21 protein-coding genes are annotated in these 22857 nt (G+C 72.7%); 11 read left to right on the forward strand and 10 right to left on the reverse strand.

The annotated features are described in order from the left end of the window. The first annotated feature begins 27 nt into the window (after nucleotides 1-27). Nucleotides 28-1695 carry a DEAD/DEAH box helicase gene (locus ACETWP_RS09245; RefSeq protein ID WP_373971943.1) on the forward strand — a complete coding sequence of 556 codons (1668 nt, stop codon included), beginning with the start codon at nucleotides 28-30 and terminating at the stop codon, nucleotides 1693-1695. 188 nt (nucleotides 1696-1883) lie between these two features. Here the strand turns inward: ACETWP_RS09245 and ACETWP_RS09250 are convergent, their stop codons facing one another. After that, on the reverse strand, nucleotides 1884-2870 hold the full coding sequence (locus ACETWP_RS09250; protein WP_373971944.1) for a trypsin-like serine peptidase: 987 nt from the start codon (nucleotides 2868-2870) through the stop codon (nucleotides 1884-1886). 442 nt (nucleotides 2871-3312) lie between these two features. Between ACETWP_RS09250 and dnaK the strand changes: the two genes are divergently transcribed. From dnaK to ACETWP_RS09280, 6 genes are all read left to right on the forward strand, one after another. After that, nucleotides 3313-5166 (forward strand): molecular chaperone DnaK, encoded by a 1854-nt coding sequence (gene dnaK / locus ACETWP_RS09255; RefSeq protein ID WP_373971945.1) that lies wholly within the window; start codon nucleotides 3313-3315, stop codon nucleotides 5164-5166. Nucleotides 5167-5179: 13 nt separating this feature from the next. Then, a complete protein-coding gene (locus ACETWP_RS09260; RefSeq protein ID WP_373971946.1) occupies nucleotides 5180-5851 on the forward strand; it encodes a nucleotide exchange factor GrpE in 672 nt (223 codons plus the stop codon). A gap of 168 nt (nucleotides 5852-6019) precedes the next feature. Next, on the forward strand, nucleotides 6020-6997 hold the full coding sequence (locus ACETWP_RS09265) for a DnaJ C-terminal domain-containing protein (protein ID WP_373971947.1): 978 nt from the start codon (nucleotides 6020-6022) through the stop codon (nucleotides 6995-6997). A 105-nt stretch (nucleotides 6998-7102) separates the two neighbouring features. Beyond that, a complete protein-coding gene (locus ACETWP_RS09270; RefSeq protein WP_373971948.1) occupies nucleotides 7103-7531 on the forward strand; it encodes a heat shock protein transcriptional repressor HspR in 429 nt (142 codons plus the stop codon). 4 nt (nucleotides 7532-7535) lie between these two features. Next, on the forward strand, nucleotides 7536-8477 hold the full coding sequence (locus ACETWP_RS09275; RefSeq protein WP_373971949.1) for an alpha/beta hydrolase: 942 nt from the start codon (nucleotides 7536-7538) through the stop codon (nucleotides 8475-8477). Nucleotides 8478-8486: 9 nt separating this feature from the next. Next, nucleotides 8487-9017: an SRPBCC domain-containing protein gene (locus tag ACETWP_RS09280; RefSeq protein WP_373971950.1), complete on the forward strand. Its 531-nt coding sequence runs from the start codon at nucleotides 8487-8489 to the stop codon at nucleotides 9015-9017. Here the strand turns inward: ACETWP_RS09280 and trmB are convergent. Next, nucleotides 9014-9868 carry a tRNA (guanosine(46)-N7)-methyltransferase TrmB gene (gene trmB / locus ACETWP_RS09285; protein WP_373971951.1) on the reverse strand — a complete coding sequence of 285 codons (855 nt, stop codon included), beginning with the start codon at nucleotides 9866-9868 and terminating at the stop codon, nucleotides 9014-9016. The genes ACETWP_RS09280 and trmB overlap by 4 nt on opposite strands. A 10-nt stretch (nucleotides 9869-9878) precedes the next feature. Next, nucleotides 9879-11963 (reverse strand): penicillin-binding transpeptidase domain-containing protein, encoded by a 2085-nt coding sequence (locus ACETWP_RS09290; RefSeq protein WP_373971953.1) that lies wholly within the window; start codon nucleotides 11961-11963, stop codon nucleotides 9879-9881. A 147-nt stretch (nucleotides 11964-12110) separates the two neighbouring features. Here ACETWP_RS09290 and ACETWP_RS09295 point away from each other — a divergent pair, with 147 nt between their 5' ends. Next, nucleotides 12111-12542, forward strand: coding sequence for a YccF domain-containing protein (locus tag ACETWP_RS09295; RefSeq protein WP_373971954.1), 432 nt, complete (start codon nucleotides 12111-12113; stop codon nucleotides 12540-12542). A gap of 213 nt (nucleotides 12543-12755) precedes the next feature. Next, the gene (clpB, locus tag ACETWP_RS09300) at nucleotides 12756-15338 is read left to right on the forward strand and encodes an ATP-dependent chaperone ClpB (protein ID WP_373971955.1); all 2583 of its coding nucleotides are present in this window, start codon (nucleotides 12756-12758) and stop codon (nucleotides 15336-15338) included. Here clpB and ACETWP_RS09305 read toward each other — a convergent pair. Beyond that, nucleotides 15335-15928 carry a septum formation family protein gene (locus tag ACETWP_RS09305; RefSeq protein ID WP_373971956.1) on the reverse strand — a complete coding sequence of 198 codons (594 nt, stop codon included), beginning with the start codon at nucleotides 15926-15928 and terminating at the stop codon, nucleotides 15335-15337. The genes clpB and ACETWP_RS09305 overlap by 4 nt on opposite strands. Before the next feature lie 205 nt (nucleotides 15929-16133). Here ACETWP_RS09305 and ACETWP_RS09310 point away from each other — a divergent pair, with 205 nt between their 5' ends. Further along, nucleotides 16134-16358, forward strand: coding sequence for a DUF3073 domain-containing protein (locus tag ACETWP_RS09310; protein ID WP_373971957.1), 225 nt, complete (start codon nucleotides 16134-16136; stop codon nucleotides 16356-16358). A gap of 249 nt (nucleotides 16359-16607) precedes the next feature. Further along, nucleotides 16608-17534, forward strand: a complete 927-nt coding sequence (locus tag ACETWP_RS09315; RefSeq protein ID WP_373971958.1) for a Sir2 family NAD-dependent protein deacetylase — start codon at nucleotides 16608-16610, stop codon at nucleotides 17532-17534. Nucleotides 17535-17563: 29 nt separating this feature from the next. On the opposite strand, the gene ACETWP_RS09320 is transcribed toward ACETWP_RS09315, so the two are convergent. From ACETWP_RS09320 to ACETWP_RS09345, 6 genes are all read right to left on the reverse strand, one after another. Then, complete coding sequence (locus tag ACETWP_RS09320) at nucleotides 17564-18043, reverse strand: 2'-5' RNA ligase family protein (protein WP_373971959.1); 480 nt, start codon at nucleotides 18041-18043, stop codon at nucleotides 17564-17566. Between the two features lie 96 nt (nucleotides 18044-18139). After that, a complete protein-coding gene (gene purM / locus ACETWP_RS09325) occupies nucleotides 18140-19285 on the reverse strand; it encodes a phosphoribosylformylglycinamidine cyclo-ligase (RefSeq protein WP_373971960.1) in 1146 nt (381 codons plus the stop codon). Between the two features lie 14 nt (nucleotides 19286-19299). Continuing rightward, nucleotides 19300-20850 carry an amidophosphoribosyltransferase gene (gene purF / locus ACETWP_RS09330; protein WP_373971961.1) on the reverse strand — a complete coding sequence of 517 codons (1551 nt, stop codon included), beginning with the start codon at nucleotides 20848-20850 and terminating at the stop codon, nucleotides 19300-19302. 70 nt (nucleotides 20851-20920) lie between these two features. Beyond that, the gene (locus ACETWP_RS09335; protein ID WP_373971962.1) at nucleotides 20921-21274 is read right to left on the reverse strand and encodes a hypothetical protein; all 354 of its coding nucleotides are present in this window, start codon (nucleotides 21272-21274) and stop codon (nucleotides 20921-20923) included. 174 nt (nucleotides 21275-21448) lie between these two features. Beyond that, nucleotides 21449-21832 carry a sterol carrier family protein gene (locus ACETWP_RS09340; RefSeq protein ID WP_373971963.1) on the reverse strand — a complete coding sequence of 128 codons (384 nt, stop codon included), beginning with the start codon at nucleotides 21830-21832 and terminating at the stop codon, nucleotides 21449-21451. Between the two features lie 8 nt (nucleotides 21833-21840). Beyond that, complete coding sequence (locus tag ACETWP_RS09345; protein WP_373971964.1) at nucleotides 21841-22845, reverse strand: asparaginase; 1005 nt, start codon at nucleotides 22843-22845, stop codon at nucleotides 21841-21843. Nucleotides 22846-22857 lie beyond the last annotated feature (12 nt).

Here is a 22857-nt window from a genome sequence, read left to right on the forward strand (position 1 = left end):
TGCGCGCAGCAACGACCGAAAGCAGCCATGACCGCTTCCTTCCTGTCCCTCGGCGTGCCCGCCGAACTGGCCAACGTCCTCTCCGCACAGGGGATCGAATCGGCCTTCCCCATCCAAGAGGCCACCCTGCCGTCGACCCTGGCCGGCAAGGACGTCCTCGGCCGCGGCCAGACCGGCTCCGGCAAGACCTTGGCGTTCTCGCTCCCGCTCGTCGCCCGGCTCGTGGCCAACCCGAAGCCCCGGCGTGCCCGCTTCCCCCGCGCCCTCATCATGGCGCCGACACGCGAGCTCGCCACGCAGATCAGCAAGGTCGTCATCCCCCTGGCCCAGTCCGCGAACCTGCGCACCGCCGTCGTCTTCGGCGGGGTCTCCCAGGTCCGCCAGGAGAAGGACCTCAACGCCGGCGTCGACATCCTCATTGCCTGCCCCGGCCGGCTCGAGGACCTGCTGAACCAGCGCTGCGTCGACCTGTCCCAGGTGGAGATCTCCGTCCTGGACGAGGCCGACCACATGGCGGACCTCGGCTTCCTGCCGGTCGTCAAGCGCATCCTCGACCGCGCGCCGCGGGGCATCCAGCACATGCTGTTCTCGGCGACGCTGGACAACGGGGTCGACAAGCTCGTGCAGCGCTACCTCGACCACCCGGTCACGCACTCCGTCGACGCGCCGCAGGCCGCCGTGAACACCATGGAGCACCACGTGTTCGTGGTCGACGCCGACGCGAAGAAGGACCTGGTCCGCGAGCTCGCCTCCGGCGAGGGGCGCCGCATCATGTTCATGCGCACCAAGCACCACGCCAAGAAGATGGCCGTCTGGCTGTCCAAGTCCGGCGTCCCCGCCGTGGACCTGCACGGCAACCTCTCGCAGAACGCCCGCGACCGCAACCTGGAGGCCTTCTCCTCCGGCAAGGCACGCGTCCTGGTCGCGACCGACGTCGCGGCCCGCGGCGTGCACGTGGACGGCGTCGAGCTCGTGGTCCACATCGATCCGCCGTCCGAGCACAAGGCCTACCTCCACCGCTCGGGCCGCACCGCCCGCGCCGGGAGCGACGGCACGGTCGTCACCGTCGTGACGCCGGACCAGCAGGGCGACGTCCGATCGCTCCTCAAGGCCGCCGGCCTGAAGGTGCCGTTCGAATCCGTGTCCCCGGATTCCGCCGCGGTCACCGCGGTCATCGGGGACCGCGCCGCCGAGGTTGCCTACGTCGCTCCGCAGGCCCCGGCCCCGCAGCGCCGCACGGCGTCGTCGGGCGATGCGGGAGCGGGCCGCGGCCGCGGCCGCGGGCGCCAGCCGTCCGCGGGCCAGGGCTCCGGCCGTTCCGCCGAGCGTGCTCCGCGCGCCGGCGCCGCGCGCGGCTCCGGCCGCTCCGACGCCGCGCGCACCGAGGGCGGGCGCGCCGACCGCGATGTCGCACGCCGCCAGGGCGCCCCGAAGTCCGCCGCCGCGGGAGGCCGTTCCGGCCAGAAGTCCGGCGGAGCGACCGGCGGCCGCCCGAGCGGGCCGCGCCACACCTCGTCCTCGCAGGGCATCGCTGCCCACCGTCCCGCCGGCGCGGGTCCGAGCCGTGGCCAGGGCAACACGATCGCCGACGCGCTGGGCCAGAACGCGGCCGCCGCGGCGGCCGGCGCCGTGCGCTCGGGCCGGTCTCGCGGCAGCCGCCGCGCGACCGCGCCGCAGTCCAACCAAAAGGACTAGTCCAACCAGCCGGACTGTCCCGATCAGATGGACGAGGCCGACCGGCAGGACCAGCCCGACCAGAAGCACGAGCGGCTCCGGGGTCCGGGTCCGCCGGGACCCCGCCGCCGCACGGACAAGCGGGGTGCGGCACCACCAATGTGGTGCCGCACCCCGCTTTTTCGCGTGTCGGAGGTCCCCGCCGCGCCCTAGCTCGAGGCCGCCGTCTGGTACGTCGACTGCACGACCGAGCCCCAGTACGGGCCGTACATGACCGTGGACCGGGATCCGTAGCCGTAGCTGTTGACCGTGTTCTGGTAGCCGGAGGAGCTCGTGCCGAGGAACCACGGCCCGCCGGAGGACCCGCCGGTCATGTCGCAGGGGATGCCCTGCGCGGCGAACTGCGGGTTGTACGGGTCGTTGGAGGCCGGTCCGGTGCAGGAGATCAGCTTCTGTCCGGTGAACGGGGACGCCGCCGGGTAGCCGAACGCCTTGTACGTCTGGCCGCGCGCCGCGTTGAAGGACAGCCCCGAGGCGCCGACGACGTCGGCGAGGTTTTGCCCGTTCCGCGGGGAGACGACGGCGAAGCCGGTGTCGTACGTCATGTCCCCGGCGTTGCTCCACTGCGTCGGGGCGTGGAGGGACCGCGCGTTCCACTGCCCGTAGGGGGCGGCCCCGTTGTCGTACGCGGGCACGAACGTGAAGTTCGTGGCGAAGGCCCCCGGCCCCTCGTTCAGGCAGTGGCCCGCCGTGGAGACCGTGTTCTTGTTCGCGGCGGCCACCGAGTTGCCGGAGCACACGTAGTTCTGCCCGCCCAGCGTGAAGAAGACCTTGCCGATGTGCGGCACCACGGACTCCGCGGTGCTCAGCGCGTTCGGCTTGGGCTTGGCCGCCTTGGTCTGCGCGGAGGCCTTCGCCTCGATCCCGGCCACGCGCTGTTCCAGTCCACGGGCGACGTGTCCGACGGCGGTCGAGGACGCGCGCCAGACGGCGCGGTCGGCCAGGACGTCACCGGGGACGGCGGAGCGCATGCGCTCGGACGTCCAGTAGCCGTCCGGGGTTTCGGTCGCGGCGACCGTGTGGCTGGCGACCGCGGGCTGCGCCGACGTGGCCGCCTGGGCGGGAGCCGACGCGGCGAGCGCGGAGACGAGTGCGGCGACGGCGACGAGGCCGAAACCGAGGTGGTGCTTTCCCATGGGGGACCTTTCTCTCAGGCGAGCGGCCCCGGTGCGTCGTGGCCGTCTGCAGTGAAAGCTACTCCCTGAAACACTTCCTGTAAAGCATCCATTGCACGATTAGGAATAGATTGACAAAAAATGTCGTGCTCGGCACCGCGGCGGCCGTCTCCGCCCCCCCTGCGGGCCTGTCCGGGAGCGCCGCCACGGCCGCGGAAACGCCCCGACTCGGCGTATCGCCGAGGGCGAACGCGCGGCGCCGCCCGCGCGGAGGCCGGGCGCCGGCGCGCCATTCCGCCGCAGCCCCCCCCGGCCCGAGGCGGCCCCGGGCCGAACTTGAGCCTGCTGTGCTCAAGTTTGATTTGACATTGAAATCCGTCGGCGTAGGGTTGAGTGCAGAACGCTCAACCCGGTCTCCGGGCAGCGCGAACCCACCGGTTTCCCCAGGAAAGAAGGCAGCATCATGTCCCGTGCCGTAGGCATCGACCTCGGAACCACCAACTCCGTCGTCTCCGTTCTGGAGGGCGGCGAGCCCACCGTCATCGCCAACGCCGAGGGCGCGCGCACCACGCCGTCCGTCGTCGCGTTCTCCAAGTCGGGCGAGGTCCTGGTCGGCGAGATCGCGAAGCGCCAGGCCGTCAACAACATCGAGCGCACCATCGCCTCCGTGAAGCGCCACATGGGCACGGACTGGTCCGTGGAGATCGACGACAAGAAGTACACCGCGCAGGAGATCTCCGCGCGCACCCTGATGAAGCTCAAGCACGACGCCGAGTCCTACCTGGGCGAGAAGGTCACCGACGCGGTCATCACCGTCCCGGCGTACTTCAACGACGCCGAGCGCCAGGCCACCAAGGAGGCCGGCGAGATCGCGGGCCTGAAGGTCCTGCGCATCGTCAACGAGCCCACCGCCGCGGCGCTGGCCTACGGCCTGGACAAGGGCAAGGAAGACGAGCTCATCCTGGTCTTCGACCTCGGCGGCGGAACCTTCGACGTCTCCCTCCTCGAGGTGGGCAAGGACGAGGACGACTTCTCCACGATCCAGGTCCGCTCCACCGCGGGCGACAACCGCCTCGGCGGCGACGACTGGGACCAGCGCGTCGTCGACTGGCTGCTGGCCCAGGCCAAGTCCAAGGGCGCCGACCTGTCCAAGGACAAGATCGCGCTGCAGCGCCTCAAGGAGGCCGCGGAGCAGGCGAAGAAGGAGCTGTCCTCGGCGACCAGCACCAACATCTCCCTCCAGTACCTCTCGGTCACCGCCGACGGGCCCGTCCACCTGGACGAGCACCTGTCCCGGGCCAAGTTCCAGGACCTCACCAAGGACCTGCTGGAGCGCACGCGCAAGCCGTTCAAGGACGTCATCGCCGAGGCCGGCATCACCGTCTCCGACATCAACCACGTGGTGCTTGTCGGTGGGTCCACGCGCATGCCGGCCGTCGTCGACCTGGTCAAGGAGCTCGCCGGGCAGGAGCCCAACAAGGGCGTCAACCCGGACGAGGTCGTCGCCGTCGGCGCCGCGCTGCAGGCGGGCGTCCTCAAGGGCGAGCGCAAGGACGTGCTGCTGATCGACGTCACGCCGCTGTCCCTGGGCATCGAGACCAAGGGCGGGGTCATGACCAAGCTCATCGAGCGCAACACGGCCATCCCGACCAAGCGCAGCGAGACCTTCACCACGGCGGACGACAACCAGCCGTCCGTGTCCATCCAGGTCTTCCAGGGCGAGCGCGAGTTCACCCGCGACAACAAGCCGCTGGGCACCTTCGAGCTGACCGGCATCGCGCCGGCCCCGCGCGGCATCCCGCAGGTCGAGGTCACCTTCGACATCGACGCCAACGGCATCGTGCACGTGTCCGCCAAGGACAAGGGCACCGGGACCGAGCAGTCGATGACGATCACGGGCGGCTCCTCGCTGTCCAAGGACGACATCGACCGCATGGTGCGCGACGCCGAGGAGCACGCGGCCGAGGACAAGAAGCGCCGCGAGGCCGCCGAGACCCGCAACCACGCGGAGCAGACCGCGTACTCGGTGGACAAGCTCATCAAGGACAACGAGGACAAGCTGCCCGAGGACGTCAAGACCGAGGTCCAGGCCGACGTCGACGCACTGAAGAAGGCGCTGGAGACCCAGGACAACGACGACGAGGTCAAGGCCGCGTACGAGAAGCTCCAGGCGTCCCAGACGAAGCTGGGCGAGGCCATCTACGCCCAGTCCCAGTCCTCGGCTCCCGCCGGCGAACCGGCCGATGCGGGCTCCGCCCAGGAATCCGACGAGGACATCGTCGACGCCGAAGTCGTCGACGAAGACGAGAAGAAGTAAGGCGGTCGCCACCATGCCGCACCACGGCAACGAAGAGGAGCACGGCGCCGAAGAGCCCGTGCGCTTCACCGACAAGCGCAAGATCGACCCCGAGACCGGCGAGGTCCGGCGGGACGCGGGGGCCGACGGCTCCGGCGCCCCGCAGGGGGACGAGCACGACGGCATCACGCCGCTCGACGAGGCCCACGACTCCGGCGACGCGCTCGCGCAGGCGGAGCGCATCCTCAACGAGCTGCCCGCCGAGGAGCTCGACGCCCCGGGCGAGGCCCCCAACCTCGAGGCCGAGCTGCGCAACGACCTGTTGCGCCTGCAGGCCGAGTACGTGAACTACCGCAAGCGCGTCGAGCGCGACCGGGAGGCCGTGCGCGAGCTGGCGGTGCAGTCCGTGCTCGGCGGGCTGCTGCCCGTGCTGGACGACCTCGACGCGGCGAAGCAGCACGGGGACCTGAACGAGGGCCCGTTCGCCTCCATCGCGAAGAAGCTCGAGGGCATCCTCGAGAACTTCGGGCTCGAGCGGATCGCGGACGCGGGCGTCGCCTTCGACCCCACCGTGCACGAGGCGCTGATGCAGCAGCCGAACGCGGAGATCCCGGCCGACCACGTCGGCCAGGTCCTCCGCCCCGGCTACCGCAAGGGCGAGCGGGTCATCCGCGCGGCCCAGGTCATCGTCTCCACGGGCGAGTAGTCCCGTGCACACCCCAGGGGAACACCTTCCTCCGGTCCACGGACCGGTGGCCGGCCTCCGGCGCCCAGGCGCCGCGGGCCGGGCGGTGTTCCCCTGGAGCGACCCGGCGGCCGGGTCCCGGCGGGATCCCCGGCCAAACACACCCACGGATTCGGAAGGAGGCGCCTGATGGCAAGTCAGGATTGGGTCGATAAGGACTTCTACGCCATATTGGGCGTCTCCAAGGACGCCAGCGAGGCCGACATCAAGAAGGCGTACCGCAAGCTGGCGCGCACCTACCACCCGGACACGAACGCGGGCGACCCCGCGGCGGAGCTCCGGTTCAAGGACATCACCGAGGCCAACTCGGTGCTGTCCGACCCCGACGAGCGCCAGCAGTACGACGCCATCCGGGCCATGGGCTCGGGCGCCCGCTTCACGGCGGGCGGGCCGGCGGGCTCGCCGGGCGGGGCCGGCTTCGACGACATCTTCGGCAACCTGTTCGGCGGGGGCGGCCAGCAGCGCGGGTCGGCCCGCGGCTTCGGCGGCGGACAGGTGCCGCCCGAGTTCGCGGACCTGTTCGGCGGGGGCTTCGGACAGGGTGGCTACCAGCAGGCGCCGCAGAAGGGGGCGGACCGCACGGCGAGCACCACGATCTCCTTCGGCGGCTCCATCAACGGGACCAGCATCGGCCTGCGCGAGCCCAGCGGCGAGGTCATCGACGTTCGGATCCCGGCCGGGATCAAGGACGGCCAGACCGTCCGCGTGCGGGGCAAGGGCCAGCGCGGTCCCGCCGGCAACGGCGACCTGCTGGTCAAGGTCGCGGTCCGGCCGCACCCGTTCTTCGCGCGCGAGGACAACAACGTCCGGATCCACGTGCCCGTGACGTTCGCCGAGGCGGCTCTGGGTGGCCAGATCGACGTTCCGACGCTGACCGGGGAGACCGTCAAGATGAAGGTGCCCGCGGGATCGTCCTCCGGCCGGACCCTGCGCCTCAAGGGCCGCGGCGTCAAGACCGCCAAGGCCACGGGCGACCTCCTGGTGACCCTGGACGTCGTCGTTCCGCAGAACCTCGGGGGCAAGGCCGAGGAGGCCGTGCGCGCGTTCGCCGCGGCGACGGCCGACGCGGACCCGCGCCGCGGCCTGGCGGCGAAGGCCGCCCTCTAGGCCGGCGCCGCCCGGCCGGGCGGCACGGCTCCCGCGTCCGCGCGGAACCCACCAGGACACGGCATCGAGCGGCCCCGCAGGACCGGGGCCGGGGAGGAGGAGGACATGGCGGAGGACCGACTCGCGCCCGTCTTCGTCATCTCCGTCGCCGCCGAGCTGGCCGAGATGCACCCCCAGACCCTGCGCCAGTACGACCGGCTCGGCCTGGTCTCGCCGTCCCGGCAGCGCGGCAAGCAGCGCCGCTACAGCCAGCGCGACGTCGACCTCCTGCGCGAGGTGCAGCGGCTGTCCAAGGACGGCGTCTCGCTGGAGGGCATCCGCCGGATCCTGGAGCTGGAGAACCAGGTCGCCGCGCTGCAGTCCCGCGTCTCGGAGCTGTCCCGCGAGCTGGACGCCACCCGCGCCGGCCGGCGCGGGTCCCCGATGGCGCGCGTGTTCGCGGCCGGTGTCGCCGGGGAGGTCGTCACCCTGTCCCGGGGCCAGCGCCCGCGCGGCCGGAGCCAGGCCGTGGTGCTCTGGCGTCCCCAGCAGTAGCCGCATGGGCCGCGCCGAGAGCTACTCCGAGCTGACCCGGTGGGCCGAGCTCAGGTTCGCCGCGGCCAAAGACCGGCGCGCCGCCCTGCCGCAGCGCCGCCGGGCCGCGCTGGACGGCGTCGCGCACGCGCTGCGCGCCGGGTCCATGGACCCCGCGATCCCGCCGCGGCACCTGCTCTACCTCGACCTCGACGGGCCCGAGCCGCTCGCTGCGGTGGCCGTCGGGGACCTCGACGCGGCCACCCACGTCACCTGGCAGATCTCCGGCTCGGGCATCCGCGCGGCGACGGCGATGTGGGGCACGGTCCGCGAGGCCGGCCAGCTCCTCCTGGAACAGCGCGCCGTCGGCGCCGAGGACCCGGCCGTCGTGGCCTGGCTCGGCTATCCCGCCCCGGGCCTGCTGCGCGCCGTCTTCAACACCTCCGCCCGCGCCGCCGTCGAACGCCTCACGCACGACCTGCTCACGTTCGCGCGGCTCCGCCCGGACGCACCGCACACCGCCGTCGAGGCGCACTCCTACGGGGCCACGCTGGCCGCGCACGCCCTGTCCTCGCTGGCCTCCGCCCACCGCGCCGTCCGCATCGACGCGCTCGCGACGACCGGGTCCGCGGGGATGCCGCGGCGGCTGGCCCGGGAACCCGCGCTGCTCGGCGTGCCCGGCGGGAGCCTCTTCGAGGGCGTCGCCGCCGACGACCATCTGGCGCGCGCCGGGCGCCTGCTCAGCGGGCGCGCCCTGCTCGAGGGACGGCGGTTCGGCGTCGACGGGCTGCCCGGGCTCGGCCTGCTGCCCGTCACGGGGCACAACACCTCCCGGTTCGTGCCCGGATCCCGGTCCCCGTCCTACGGCTACCGGGATCCGGGCACGCAGTCGCTGCGCAACCTCGCGTTGGTGACCACCGGTCGTGTGCCGCTCACGGGTCTCGGCGGGCCGGGTCCGCGGCCGTAGAATGACGCCATGAGCGCTGATGCGATGGAAATGGCGACGTTCACTCCGGCGGGCAGCCGCTGGGTGCTGACCTACCGGGTCGACCTTCCGGTGAACCGGTGGGACGCCTGGATCGCGGTCACGACCCGAGACGGCCTGCGGTCGTGGTTCCCCGCGACCATCGTGGGGGAGTGGACGCCCGGCCGTGAACTCGCCTTCACCTTTCCCGACGAACCCGACGCCGACCTGATGCGCGGGGAGGTCACGGATGTCGAGCCGGGCCGCGAGCTGGCCTTCACGTGGGAGGGGGACTCGCTGAGGATCACGCTGGAGGAGTACGACGCCGGGACGCGGCTGGTGTTCGCGGCCTCGCTCGACGGGCGGGGCCGCGGCGCGCGGGACGGCGCGGGATGGCACGCCTGCCTGGCGGAGCTGCGCGAGTCGGTCGGTGGCTACGTGGAGGACGCGGACAAGGACACCGGACGGCTTTTCGGCGCCTACGCGGCGGCGCTTGGCCCGGAGGCGTCCACCGAGCTTCCGCCGGGCGGGGCGTCGGCCTAGACCCGGGCGTAGGCCAGATCGAAGACCAGCCGCCCGGCACGCAGGGCCTTGCCCTCGAAGCTCGTGAGGATCCGGCCCTCGAAGCGCGGGGCCCAACCGCCCGTCGCGTCCTCGAACCCCGGCTCCCGGTCCTGCCCCTCGAGGCCGCCGCGGCGCACCAGCGCGAGCGGGCCGTCCGCGCCGCCCCGCTCGCCCGGATGCAGGTTGGCGAACGCCGCCGAGCCGCCGAGCACCGCGCGCATCTGCTCGGCGTAGTCGGACCAATCGGTGGCGAGGCGCCAGGTGCCTCCGTCCGCCAGGACCCGTGCCGCCTTGTCCGCGAACGACTCCTTCACCAGGCGCCGCTTGTGGTGCCGGGCCTTGTGCCACGGGTCCGGGAAGAAGACCCACAACTCGTCGACCGAACCGGGCGCCAGCATCACGTCCAGGACCTCGGGCGCGTTGGCCTGCACGGCGCGGACGTTGGTGAGGCCCCGCTGCTCGATGCGCACCATCAGCTGGGCGAGCCCCGGGCGGTAGACCTCGACCGCCAGGAAGTTCCGCTCGGGGTGACGCTCGGCGGCGTCGGCCACGGCCTCGCCCAGCCCCGACCCGATCTCCACCGTCAGCGGGGCGTCGCGGCCGAAGGCCCGCTCCGGATCGAACCCGAAGTCCTCGCGCACCGACGTGTCCGCGTGGTGCCGCGGCACCTCGAGGAGGTAGCGTCCGGACTGGCGCTCCCAGGCGTCCTGCCGCTTCCCGTGCAGGCGCGAACCGCGCCGCACGAAGGACACTGGTTCCGTCCGGTAGTAGCTCAGGTCGTTGGCAGCGAGGCCGCTCGTGGGTGCCTTGTGGTCCTCGGGGGTGCTCATTGGCTCAATTTTAGCCGCCCGCGGACCCCAGCTCTTGCGCCCCGGTCAGGAACTCCTTGATCAGCGGGCCGCCGGTCTCGGCGCCGGAGAAGCCCGTCTCCACGAAGGCGGCGACGGCCAGGTCGCCCTGCACGGCGATGACCCAGGTGTGCCGCAGGTCCTCGCTGCCGTCCCCGTACTCCGCCGTTCCCGTCTTGGCCGCGACCGGGGGACCCGGGACGTCCTGCAGGTCCGTGACGGTGCCGTGGTCCACGGTGCCGCCCATCATGGAAAGCAGCTGGTCGGCCTCGCCCGCCGTGAGCGGGACCTCGGGGGCGGGGCCGGCGGGGGGCTCCGGGTCCGCCACGAGCCGCGGCCGGACGGTCGAGCCCGCGGACACGGAGGCGGCGACGGTCGCCATGCCCAACACCGAGGCCTGCACCACTCCCTGGCCGATCATGTTGGCGGCGTGTTCCGTGCCGGTGGCCTCGGCCGGGACCGACCCGAGGAACGCGGCGGCCCCGACCGAGGGCTCCTCCGCGAGGCCGAGCGAGCCGGCGGCCTCGGCGACGGCGGACATCGGCACGTCGTCGCTGGCCTGGATGAACACGGTGTTGCACGACTGCGCGATCGCCTCGGCCAGCGTGATGGCGCCGAGGCCGGCCTCGGGGTACCCGGTGTAGTTCTTGAACGACCGGCCGTCGACGACGGTGGTCTGCGGGCAGTCGACGGCGGAAGCGGGCGTGTAGCCGGAGCGGAGCATCGCCAGGGCGGTCACGACCTTGAAGGTGGAGCCCGGCGCGTACTGCCCCAGCATCGCCGTGTTGAACGAGTTCGTGGCCGGGCCGTTGGCGGCCGCCAGCACGGCGCCGTCGGAGGGCCGCAGGGCCACGATCGCGCTGGGCGAGTCCGCTCCGGCAACAACCCGCTCGGCGAGCGTCTGCACCGGAGCGTCGAGCGTGGTCTCCAGCGGCTCGCCGTCCACCGCGGGACGTTCGAACAACAGCCGGGGCTCGGCGGCGTCCTCCGGCCCCTCGGCGGAGGCATCCCCCGACGCGGCAGCCCCCGACGCGGGCTCCGTCGTCCCCCCGGGCGCCGGCACGGTCCACACGGCCAGCCCGGGCGTGCCGGCCAGACGCTCGTCGTACGCGGCCTGGAGCCCGGACAATCCCGCGGTGTCTCCCGCGGACAGGCGACCGCCGGACTCCTCGACGAGCTCCGCGGTGGCCTCGCCGACGGATCCGAGGACGGCTCGGGCGAAGGTCCGCGTCGGCGCCAACGGGATCCGGTCCCCGAGGGAGCGCGCGCCGGGGATTTCCGCCACCTCCGCCGCAGTGACCTCCAGCGACCCGTCGTCGCGCAGGACGATCGCCTCCACGAAGGCCTTCGCGCCGGCCGCCTCGACGCGAGTCGCGAAGTCGGCGGCGTCGATCCCGACCAGGGCGGCGAGGCGCCGGGCGCTCGGACCGGCCTGCGCCGCGTCGATGAGGGACTTGTCGATGCCGAGGCGGACGACGGCGCGGTCGGTGACGAGGACGCGGTCCCCGGCGCCGAGGATGTCCCCGCGCGCCGCGGAAACGGTTCGCAGGCGGAGCGACTCGCCGTCGCGCAGGCCGGGAACGGCCACCGCGGGCTCGTAGCGGACCTCCCAGGCCTCCGCGTCGTCGTCGTACTCCATCCTCGCCTCGGTGGTGTAGCTCCATGCGCGACGGTCGGCCGCCGCGGCGGGGGCCGCGGAGGCATCGGGGCCGTCGAGGTCCCAGACCGTGCGAAGCCGCGCGGACGCGGTCGGGGCCCCGTCGGAGCCGTCGGTGTTCTCGTCGACGGTGACCTCCTCGACCGTCACGGTGCGCGTGGCGTCTCCCAGGTCTCCGAAGGCCTCTTCGAGGGCCGTCGCGGCGGCGGCGTCGCCGTCCGCGAGCGGGACGCCGGTGAGGTCGCCGTCGCGCAAGGCGTCGGCCAAGACCCGCGCCGTGGGCGCGGGATCCGGTGCCTGCGGGGTGCAGGCCGCGAGCGACGACGCCGCGAGCGCGGCGACGCAGAGCGCGGACCATCCCCTGAACGCGGGGCGGGTCGGGGCTGCGCGCCCCGCGGACGGCTGGTGCGGTGCAGGCATCCCCCCATTATGTCCGCGGCCGGGGCGTCGCGCTACCGCGATTGTGGGCTGACCACACATTTTGTCACTCGTGCGGCGGCCGGTCGTGCGGCCCGCGCGGGGCCAAGCGCTCTAGCCTTGAGTGGCTTTGTGCAACAGAATGGGACCATGAACGGACCCCTCGCAGTGGTGCTCAACGTGATCTGGCTGGTCTTCGGGGGCATCTGGCTCGCCATCGGCTATTTCCTGGCCGGCATCGTGTGCTGCCTCCTCATCGTGACCATCCCCTTCGGCATCGCGTCCTTCCGGATCGCCAACTACGCACTGTGGCCCTTCGGGCGCACGATCGTGGACCGCGGCGGGCGGCCCGGCGTCCTCTCGATGATCGGCAACGTCATCTGGATCATCGTGGCCGGCTGGTGGATCGCCCTCGGCCATGTCATCACGGCCATTCCCATGTTCGTGAGCATCGTCGGCATCCCCCTGGGGATCGCCAACCTCAAGCTCATTCCCGTCTCCCTCGTGCCGCTCGGCAAGGAGATCGTGCCCTCTTCCGGTGGTCTTTTCGGCGGCCCGCCCGCGCAGCCCGCCTGGCGCTGACCCCGGGGCGCGGCGCGACCCGAGCCGGCCCCGAGGGCACGGCGCCGGGGCTGGGACCGGGTCCGACGGCGTCCGGCCCGCGCCGGCGGCGCGGCGGCGCCCCCGGTGCGGCCGTCCGACGTCGGACGCCCGCGGAATATTCGCCGCTGTGGTGAAGTTGAGTGGAGTAGACTCAAGTTTGAGTGGCCGCACCATGCAGAGGAAGGATCCGCCGTGGACACGAAATTCACCACCCAGAGCCAGGAGGCGCTCTCCGCCGCCGGAATGAACGCGTCGACCGCGGGCAACCCGCAGGTCGAGCCGGTGCACCTGCTCAAGGCGCTGCTGGACAAGCGCGAGTCCGTCGCCGTGGCCCTGCTCCGGGCCGCCGGGGTCGACCCGGACGCCGTGTCGATCCAGGCCAGTGCCGCGATCAAGGCGCTGCCGAGCTCGTCGGGCACCTCCGTGGCGCAGGCGCAGTACTCGCGCGGCATCCTGCAGGTCGTGACGGCCGCCCAGCAGTCCAGCGCCGACCAGGGCGACAGCTACGTCTCCACGGAATTCCTGCTGTTGGGGCTGGCAGCGGACGCGGGCCGGGCCGGCGAACTCCTCCGGTCGGCCGGAGCGACGCCGGAGGCCCTGCGCGCGGCGCTGCCCGGGATCCGCGGTGACCGCAAGGTGGACAGCCAGGACCCGGAGAGCACGTTCCAGGCGCTGGAGAAGTACGGCACGGACCTCACCGAGGTCGCGCGCTCGGGCAAGCTGGACCCGGTCATCGGCCGCGACGCCGAGATCCGCCGCGTCGTCCAGGTGCTGTCGCGGCGCACCAAGAACAACCCCGTGCTCATCGGCGAGCCGGGCGTCGGCAAGACGGCCGTCGTCGAGGGGCTCGCGCAGCGCATGGTCGCCGGCGACGTGCCCGAGTCCCTCCGGGGCAAGTCGCTCATCGCCCTGGATCTCGCGTCGATGATTGCGGGCGCCAAGTACCGCGGGGAGTTCGAGGAGCGGCTCAAGGCCGTGCTCGAGGAGATCAAGAACTCCAACGGACAGATCGTCACCTTCATCGACGAGATCCACACCGTGGTCGGCGCCGGCGCGTCGGAGGGCGCCATGGACGCCGGGAACATGCTCAAGCCGATGCTCGCCCGCGGCGAACTGCGGCTGATCGGCGCCACCACGCTGGACGAGTTCCGCGAGAACATCGAAAAGGACCCGGCGCTGGAGCGGCGCTTCCAGCAGGTCTTCGTCGGCGAGCCGTCCGTCGACGACACCATCGGCATCCTGCGCGGGCTCAAGGAACGCTACGAGGCGCACCACAAGGTCTCGATCGGCGACTCCGCGCTGGTGGCCGCCGCGACGCTGTCCAACCGGTACATCTCCGGGCGGCAGTTGCCGGACAAGGCGATCGACCTCGTCGACGAGGCCGCGTCGCGGCTGCGCATGGAGATCGACTCGGCGCCGGAGGAGGTCGACCGGCTGCGCCGGCAGGTGGACCGCCTGACCATGGAGGAACTCGCGCTGGAGGACGAGACCGACCCCGCGTCCGTGGAACGGCTGGCCGCGCTACGCGCCGACAAGGCCGACAAGAAGGAGCGGCTGGACGCGCTCAACGCGCGGTGGGAGGCCGAGAAGGCCGGACTGAACCGCGTCGGCGACCTGATGGTCCGCCTCGACGAGCTGCGTTCCACGGCGGACAAGCTCCAGCGCGAGGGCGACCTGGAGCGGGCCTCGCGGCTGCTCTACGGGGAGATCCCGGAGCTGCAGCGCGAGCTCGACGCCGCGCAGGCCGCCGAGCAAGGCGGGGACCGGGTGGAGTCGATGGTCTCGGAGGAGGTCACCGCCGACGACATCGCCGAGGTCATCTCCGCATGGACCGGCATCCCGGCCGGCCGCATGCTGCAGGGCGAAAGCCAGAAGCTGCTGGAGATGGAGTCCTTCCTGGGGCAGCGCCTCATCGGGCAGGAGCAGGCCGTCGCCTCGGTCTCCGACGCCGTCCGCAGGGCCCGCGCCGGGATCTCCGACCCCGACCGGCCCACCGGGTCCTTCCTCTTCCTCGGCCCCACGGGCGTGGGCAAGACCGAGCTGGCCAAGGCCCTCGCCGACTTCCTGTTCGACGACGAGCGCGCGATGGTCCGCGTCGACATGTCCGAGTACTCGGAGAAGCACTCCGTCGCCCGGCTGGTCGGGGCGCCCCCGGGCTACGTCGGCTACGAGGAGGGCGGCCAGCTCACGGAGGCCGTCCGCCGCCGCCCCTACTCCGTGGTGCTGCTCGACGAGGTGGAGAAGGCGCACCCGGAGGTCTTCGACATCCTGCTGCAGGTCCTCGACGACGGGCGCCTGACGGACGGGCAGGGCCGCACGGTGGACTTCCGCAACGCGATCCTGGTGCTGACGTCCAACCTCGGTTCGCAGTTCCTCGTGGACCCGGGCCTCAGCGGGGAGGAGAAGCGGGCCGCCGTGATGAACATCGTCCACGCCTCGTTCAAGCCGGAGTTCCTGAACCGGCTCGACGACACCATCCTGTTCGATCCGCTCTCGCTCGAGCAGCTCACCCGCATCGTGGACCTGCAGATCGCCGACCTGGGCGCGCGGCTGGCCGGACGGCGGCTCAGCCTGGAGGTCACCGACGCCGCCCGCGACTGGCTGGCCCTCACCGGGTTCGACCCCGCCTACGGCGCGCGGCCCCTGCGGCGGCTCGTCCAGCGGGAAATCGGCGACCGGCTGGCGCGGGCCCTCCTGTCGGGCGAGATCGCCGACGGGGACACCGTCGCCGTCGGCCTGGCCGACGGCGAGGGGCTGACCGTCTCCAAGGGCTAGGCGGCCGGGCCCTCGGCGGGCAGCAACGAATCGGAGGACCGGCCCTCGGTCAGCGTGAGGAAGCAGGCGACGCCCCGGTCGCCCGCCTCCCACGTCGCCCGCGAGGGGCGGCTGAACTCGTAGTTCCAGCTTCCCGACAACGCCGCGGCCGGCGACAGGGTGATGGCCTTGCAGGCCTGCTCGGCGAGCTCCGTCGCCCGGTCGTCGCCGGGGTATCCGCCCTCGGGCAGCGCTTCGAGGCCGATCAGCTGGGATGTGTGGGGCGTCCGGCAGGTGACGACCGTCGCGGTGCCCAAAGGGCCGCCGAAGTCGTTGAGGCAGTCACCGACGAGCAGCTGCCCGGCCGGCACGTCGCGCGCGATGACGCCGTCGATGCCCGGGGACGGGTCGCGGGACGCCGACGGCTCCGGGTCCGCCCCGGGACTCGCCGCGTCGAAGAGCCTGCCGGCCCCGTAGACCAGCAGGAGCACGATCACCGCGCCGCCCAGCACCATCCAGAGTCCGGCGGGACCGAACCCGCGCCGGTGCCGGCTCCGCGCGGGGCGGGCGGGCTGGCGGGGGGAGGAATCGGGCTGTTCCCGGTCTTCCACGATGGCTCCCTGTGCTGGCGGTTTCTCCTGCTGTTTCCGCACCATACTTTAGCCGTCGCCGGCCCGCCGTCCGCCCATGCGCCGAGACGGCGATTGGTGCCGAATCATGTTAACCTAGGGGTACGAAAGATTCAGTCACTTATTCCGGGACCTCCCCCTCCTGAGGGGGACCACTTCCGGATCTACCGAAAAAGGGGGTCACGCCATGGGGCGCGGCCGTCAGAAGGCAAAAGCGACTCGGCAGGCCAGGGATATCAAGTACTATTCCCCGGCCACCGACTTGTCTGCCCTCCAACGCGAGCTCGGAAGCACCCGCGGTTACGCCGGTGCTCCGACGAAGCACGTCGAAGAACCGCCCGAGGCGGACTACGCGGAGTACGGGAGCAAGTACTCCGACGACGACGAGGACGACCAACGCCGTATCGGCTGATCGTCTCCTCCCCCACAGTGGACGCCATGGGCCCCATCGGGCGTGCCGCCGCATCCCCCGCCTCCGGCGCGCCGCGCAAGGGACGCCCGCAGAGGAGCGCCCGGCGGCGGCCGGTCGGCCGCCGCTCCGGGTGGCGTGGCGGAACCAGCGTGCCGTCACACGGAGCCCGCGGTACCCGCGCCGACCCTCGCGGACCCCGTGCCGGGGACCGGGACTCCGCGCCGTGCACCACTGATAAGGAGCCCTAGCGTGGACCTCACGAACCTTCCCATCGCCAACGCCCACCGCGCGGCCCTGCGCTCGATCGAGCGCGTGGTGGGGGAGACCGCCCCCGCACAGGATCCCTCCGCCGCGCGGCGGGGCATCGCGGCGATGTTGGCGGACGGACCGGTCCTCCTGCTCAGCGGCGCGGGCGTGTCCACGGACTCCGGCATCCCCGACTACCGCGGCCCGAACGGTTCCCTGCGCCGCCACCGCCCCATGACGTACCAGGAGTTCCGGCACGATCCCACCGCGCGCCACCGCTACTGGGCGCGGAGCTTCGTCGGCTGGCGGCACATGGCGGACACCGCGCCGAACGACGCGCACCACGCCGTCGCCGAGATGGAGCGGCGGGGCTGGCTCAGCGGCGTGGTGACGCAGAACGTGGACGGGCTGCACGTCCGCGGCGGTTCCCGCGCGGTGGTTCCCCTGCACGGGGACCTGGACCGCGTGGTCTGCCTGAACTGCGGCCACGTCGAGGCGCGTCGCGGGCTGGATAGGCGGCTCGCCGCGGCGAACCCCGGATTCATCGAGCGGGTCGAGCTGGATCCCGCGAGCGTCAATCCGGACGGCGACGTGACCCTGGCGCAGGAGCACGTCGAGGCGTTCTCGATGGTCGGCTGCCTGAACTGCGGCAGCGTGGAACTCAAGCCCGACGTCGTGTACTTCGGCGAGAACGTGCCCCCGGAGCGCAAGCGCCTCGTTTCCGAACTAGAGGACAAGTCCACCGGATTGCTGGTCGTCGGTTCGAGTCTCGCGGTCATGAGCGGCTACCGGATGGTGCTGAACGCCGAACGCGCCGGCAAGCCCGTGGGCATCATCAACGCCGGTCCGACCCGCGGGGATTCGCGGGCCGCGTGGCGCTGGAGGGCGCGGGTGGCTCCGGCCTTGGGTGAGCTCCTCGGCGCCCGCTGACGGCGGGCCGCGCGGGGATCGCGCGGGGATCAGGTGCCGGCGGGCACGAGCGGCCACACCGCCGCGACGCGGCGGCGCGAGGGGTCGCCGTCGGGCCGCATGTCGATGAGCGCGACGTGGTCCACGAGGAGGCGGTCCCCGCGCCGCGGCCGCCCGGCGGTGTGGGAGACGTGCGGCCGGTAGCCCGATCGGGTGTGCTGCGCACCGGGCAGGGTGGCGTGCCCCACGAAGGCCTCGAGCAGCTCCCCGTGGAGACTGGCGAGCCCGCTGTCGGGGTCGAGCAGGGAGACCGGCACGCCGCCGTCGCGCCCGAAGCCCGCCTCCGCCCCCACCTCGGCGGCGAAGGACCCGACCCCGGCGAGGGCCGGACCGACCCGGGACGCCACCGTCCCCGCCCCCTCACGGGTGTCGAAGCGGAGCAGGGTCGCGTGCAGCGGCCAGGCCGACCGTTCGAAGACCGCGCCCTCGGCGAGTCGGCGGACGAAGACAACGAGGACGTAGCTACCCATGCGTCCAGTATCCGCCGGCGCGGGGTCGGGGTCGCCCCGGCGTCGTCCGTGGCGTCCCTGGGAGGCCGCGCTGGGAGGCCAACCTAGGAGGCCGCGCTAGGAGGCGTAGGCTCCGCGGAGCAGCACGGCACCGCCGTCGACCCCCTTGGCGCCCTGGACGAAGTCGGGGCCGGCGGAGGGCGCCTCGTCGTCGATCGCGCCGACCGATCCCATGACCCAGGACGGCACGCCGCGCTCGGTGAGGCGGGACACCGCGGCGTCCGCGGCGGAGGCCTCGACGATGGCGACCATGCCGACGCCGAGGTTCAGCGTCCGCTCGAGGTCCGCCTGCGGAACGCCGCCCAGCTGGGAGACGAGGGTGAAGATCGCGGGGAGGGACCACGTGGAGCGGTCGACCGTGGCCATGAGCCCCTGCGGCAGGACGCGGGCCAGGTTGGCGGCGAGCCCGCCGCCGGTAACGTGGCTGAAGCCGTGCAGGGGCGCGGCACCGCCCGTGTTGAGCGTGCGGATCAGGTCCATGCAGTCCGCGGCATATACCTTGGTGGGCACCAGCAGTTCCTCGCCCAGGGTCCGGCCCAGCTCGGAAACCTCGCGGTCCAGGGCCCATCCGGCGTGGTTGATGACGCGGCGGACCAGCGAGTAGCCGTTGGAATGGATGCCCGAGGAAGCCATGCCGATGACGACGTCGCCCGCGCGGACGCGGTCCGGTCCCAGGAGCGCGTCGGCCTCGACGACACCGGTGGCCGCGCCGGCCACGTCGTACTCGTCCGGCGCCAGCAGGCCCGGGTGCTCGGCGGTCTCGCCGCCGACCAGGGCGGTGCCGGCCAGGGTGCAGGCCTCGGCGATGCCGCGCACGATGTCCGCGATGCGCTCCGGCACCACCTTGCCGCAGGCGATGTAGTCCGTCATGAACAGCGGTTCGGCGCCGACCACGACGATGTCGTCCACGACCATGCCGACCAGGTCGTGGCCGATGGTGTGGTGGATGTCCATCGCCTGTGCGATCGCGACCTTGGTGCCGACGCCGTCGGTGGACGTGGCGAGGAGCGGACGCTTGTAGGCGAGCAGGCGCGAGGCGTCGTAGAGGCCCGCGAAGCCGCCGACGCCGCCGAGCACCGAGGCGTTGTGGGTCGCCTTGATGGCCCCCTTCATCAGTTCGACGGCGCGGTCCCCGGCCTCGACGTCGACTCCGGCGGACGCGTAGGTGATGCCGGCGGGGTTCTCGGGCGTGGAGGAAGTCATGCGTGGGGCGTCCTTTACTTGGTGCTCGGGGTCTTGTCGGCGGGCGTCAGCGTGGGCTCGAACTCCGCGTCGGGGCCGGGGTCGCAGCCGCCCTCGGTCTCGTCCGCGCGCTCGAGGAGGTTCTTGCCCAGCCGGTCCGAGCTCGGCAGCTCGATCGGGTAGGTTCCGGTGAAGCAGGCCGTGCAGAGGCGCTCGCGCGGCTGTTGCGTGGAGTCGATCATCCCGTCCTCGGAGATGTACGCCAGCGAGTCCGCGCCGATGGAGGCGGTGATCTCCGCGATGTTGGCGCCGTTGGCGATCAGCTCCGCGCGGGAGGCGAAGTCGATGCCGTAGAAGCACGGCCATTTGATGGGGGGCGAGGAGATCTTCACGTGGATCGACGCGGCCCCGGCCTCGCGCAGCATGCGCACGATCGCGCGCTGCGTGTTGCCGCGGACGATCGAGTCGTCCACGACGACGACGCGCTTGCCGCGGATGACGGGCTCCAGCGCGTTGAGCTTGAGCCGGATGCCGAGCTGGCGGAGCGTCTGCGACGGCTGGATGAACGTGCGCCCGACATAGGCGTTCTTCACGAAGCCGTGGGCGAACGGGATGCCGGACTCCTCCGCGTAGCCGATCGCGGCGGGGGTCCCGGACTCCGGGACGGGGATGACGATGTCGGCCTCCGCGCTGTTCTCCCGGGCCAGCTGGCGTCCCATCTCCACGCGCGACTCGTAGACCGAGCGGCCGTTGATGGAGGCGTCCGGACGGGCCAGGTAGACGTATTCGAAGACGCAGTGCGCCGGGGTCGCCGCGCCGAAGCGCTGGGACCGGATGCCGTCCTCGTCGATGGCGATGAACTCGCCCGGCTCGATCTCCCGGATGAAGCTGGCGCCGACGGTGGCCAGGGCGGCCTGCTCCGAGGCGACGACCCAGCCGCGCGCGAGGCGGCCGAGCACCAGGGGGCGCACGCCATGGGTGTCGCGCGCCGCGTAGAGCGTGCCCTCGTTCATGAAGACGAAGCTGAAGGCGCCCTTCAGCTTTGGCAGGAGCCCCAGCGCCGTCTCCTCGAGGGTCCGGCCCTCGTCCCCGCGCAGCAGCGCGGTCACCAGGGCGGTGTCCGTGGTGTTGCCCTGCGCCAGCTCGCCGCGGAACTTGGCGCCCTGCTCGGCGACCACCATGTCCATGAGCTCGGCCGAGTTGATGAGGTTGCCGTTGTGCGCCAGGGCCACCGTGCCCTCGGACGTCGCGCCGAGCGTCGGCTGGGCATTCGCCCAGTGGCTGGCACCCGTGGTGGAGTACCGGCAGTGCCCGACGGCGATGTGCCCGGTCATCGAGTTCAGCGTGTTCTCGTCGAACACCTGGGACACGAGCCCCATGTCCTTGTACACGTTGATGCGCTTGCCGTCGGAGGTGGCGATGCCCGCGGACTCCTGGCCGCGGTGCTGCAGCGCGTACAGCCCGTAGTACGCCAGTTTCGCGACGTCCTCGCCGGGGGCCCAGACTCCGAAGACGCCGCATTCGTCCTGCGGCCCCTTCTCGTCGGGCAAGAGATCATGAGAAAGCATTCCGTCACCACGCGCCATGTGCCCCATTCTCTCACGCGAGGGCGCCGCGGGGGTCCTCGGTGACCGGACGGCGACGCGGACGGCGCGGCTAGGGGGCGCCGGGGCCGTCGAGGGGCACCGCGGTGGTGCGGGTGGCCCGTTTGGCGCCGACGCGGTCGGCCACGAGGTAGGCGATGCAGCCCACCAGCACGCCGGCGAGGCCGAAGAACACCGCCAGGAATCCGGCCACCGAGGCGCGGGTGAACTCGGCGCTGCCGGCCCCCGTGTAGGCGGAGATGATCGCCACGAGGACGCCCAGGACGGCCCCGGCGCCGACGAAGGGCCAGAACTTCGGCGAGCGGCGCACCACCACGGGGACGGACGCGGCCGCGGGGCGGTCCTCGGAACCGCGGTCGGGCTCCCGTTCCGGGATCTTGGGGGCGTCGTCGCGGGGGGATTCCATGCCCTCAAGGGTACCGAACCCGCCGCCCGCCGCCGAACGCGCGGGAGGCCGCGGGGCGGGGTGCCCGGTCCACGGCGCCGGTTCACGGCCTCGGTCCGCGGGGCGGGCCCGCGGTGCGGCCCGACGGTGCGGGCCGCGGGCTCCACGCGGGGCCTACGCGAGGTCCAGGCGGGCCTAGACGGGGCCGAAGAGGGGCAGGTGGGCCGAGAGGTCGGCCCGGAGTCCGGAGGCGCCGACGGAGCCGGCGGCGCGGGCCTCGGCCCACGGCAGGACCCCGGTGGCGAGCCCGAGCCACGTCTGGGCGTCCATTTCGACGACGTTCGGCGGGGTGCCGCGCGTGTGGCGCGGCCCCTCGACGCACTGTGCCACGCCGAACGGCGGCACCCTGACCTCCACCGAGTTGCCCTCGGCGGCCTCGGACAGCTCCTCGAGCGCGTAGCGGACGGCGGTCGCCAGCACGGGGCGGGGCAGGCCCGTCCGGGATTCCGGCGGCGCGTCGAGCCACGCGCGCACCGCGGCGGTGCCGGCGTCGGCGGCGATCCGGCGTCGCACACCCATCCCGGCCCCTACTCCAGCAGCGCCACGACGGGCGCCGCGAGCCTGACGCGCCCCACCGGGGCGCCGCCGCCGAGGACGGGCTTGACCACCTGCTCCAGCACCGGAGCCAGCCGGTCGACGTCGACGGCCCCGGCCGCGGCCAGCAGGGTCAGGCCCACCAGCGTGGCGCCCCGCCCGTTGCCGTCGAGCATCTTCAGGGTGCAGGAGGCTCCGGTGTCGGTGCCGAGCATCAGCACGCCCTCGGCGCCGAGCTTGGCGATGACCCCCAGCTCCTCCATGACCACGGTGTTCTCCTCGCCGTGGCCGTGGACGGCCCAGGGGTAGTCCAGCATCGCGGTGGCGATCGTCGCGGCCCGGGCGTCGGCGTGCTTGCTGCCCGGGGACCGCGCCAGGCGGCCCGTCGCGCGCGCGAGCCCGCGCAGCGAGAACGCCGGCACCGGGGCCCCGCAGCCATCCACGGCCAGGTGCGCGATCTTCTCGCCGGCGTACTCCTCGACGACCTCGACGACGCGGCGTTGCAGCGGATGCTCCGGTTCCAGGTACGTCTCCGTGTCCCAGCCGTTTTCGGTGCAGGCCCACAGGAACGCGGCGTGCTTGCCGGAGCAGTTGAACGCCAGCCGCGACTTCCCGCGGCCGCTCCGGACCAGCTCGTTCCGTGTGTCCTCGTGCCCGGGCCAGGCCTCGGGGCAGAGCAGGTCCTCCTCGTCCAGGCCGGCCTTGGCCAGCATCGACGCGGCGAGTTCCATGTGCTCACGGCTGCCGACGTGGCTGGCGCAGGCCAGCGCCACCTCGGCCCCGCGCAGCGGCACCCCGGACTGCATGGACGCCAGGGCCTGGAACGGCTTGAGCGCGGACCGCGGCATGACGGGGGCGTCGATGTCGCCGAGCGCGGTGACGACCCCGCCGGCGGCGTCGAGCACCACCGCGGATCCGCGGTGGCGGGACTCGATGAAGCCGTTGCGTTCCACGACGGCGAGGTCGACGGCGTCCGCCGACGTAAAGGTTTCGGGCATGGCCCCCATTCT

This window comes from Arthrobacter halodurans, from assembly GCF_041877255.1.
Classification (GTDB): Bacteria; Actinomycetota; Actinomycetes; order Actinomycetales; family Micrococcaceae; genus Arthrobacter_N; species Arthrobacter_N halodurans.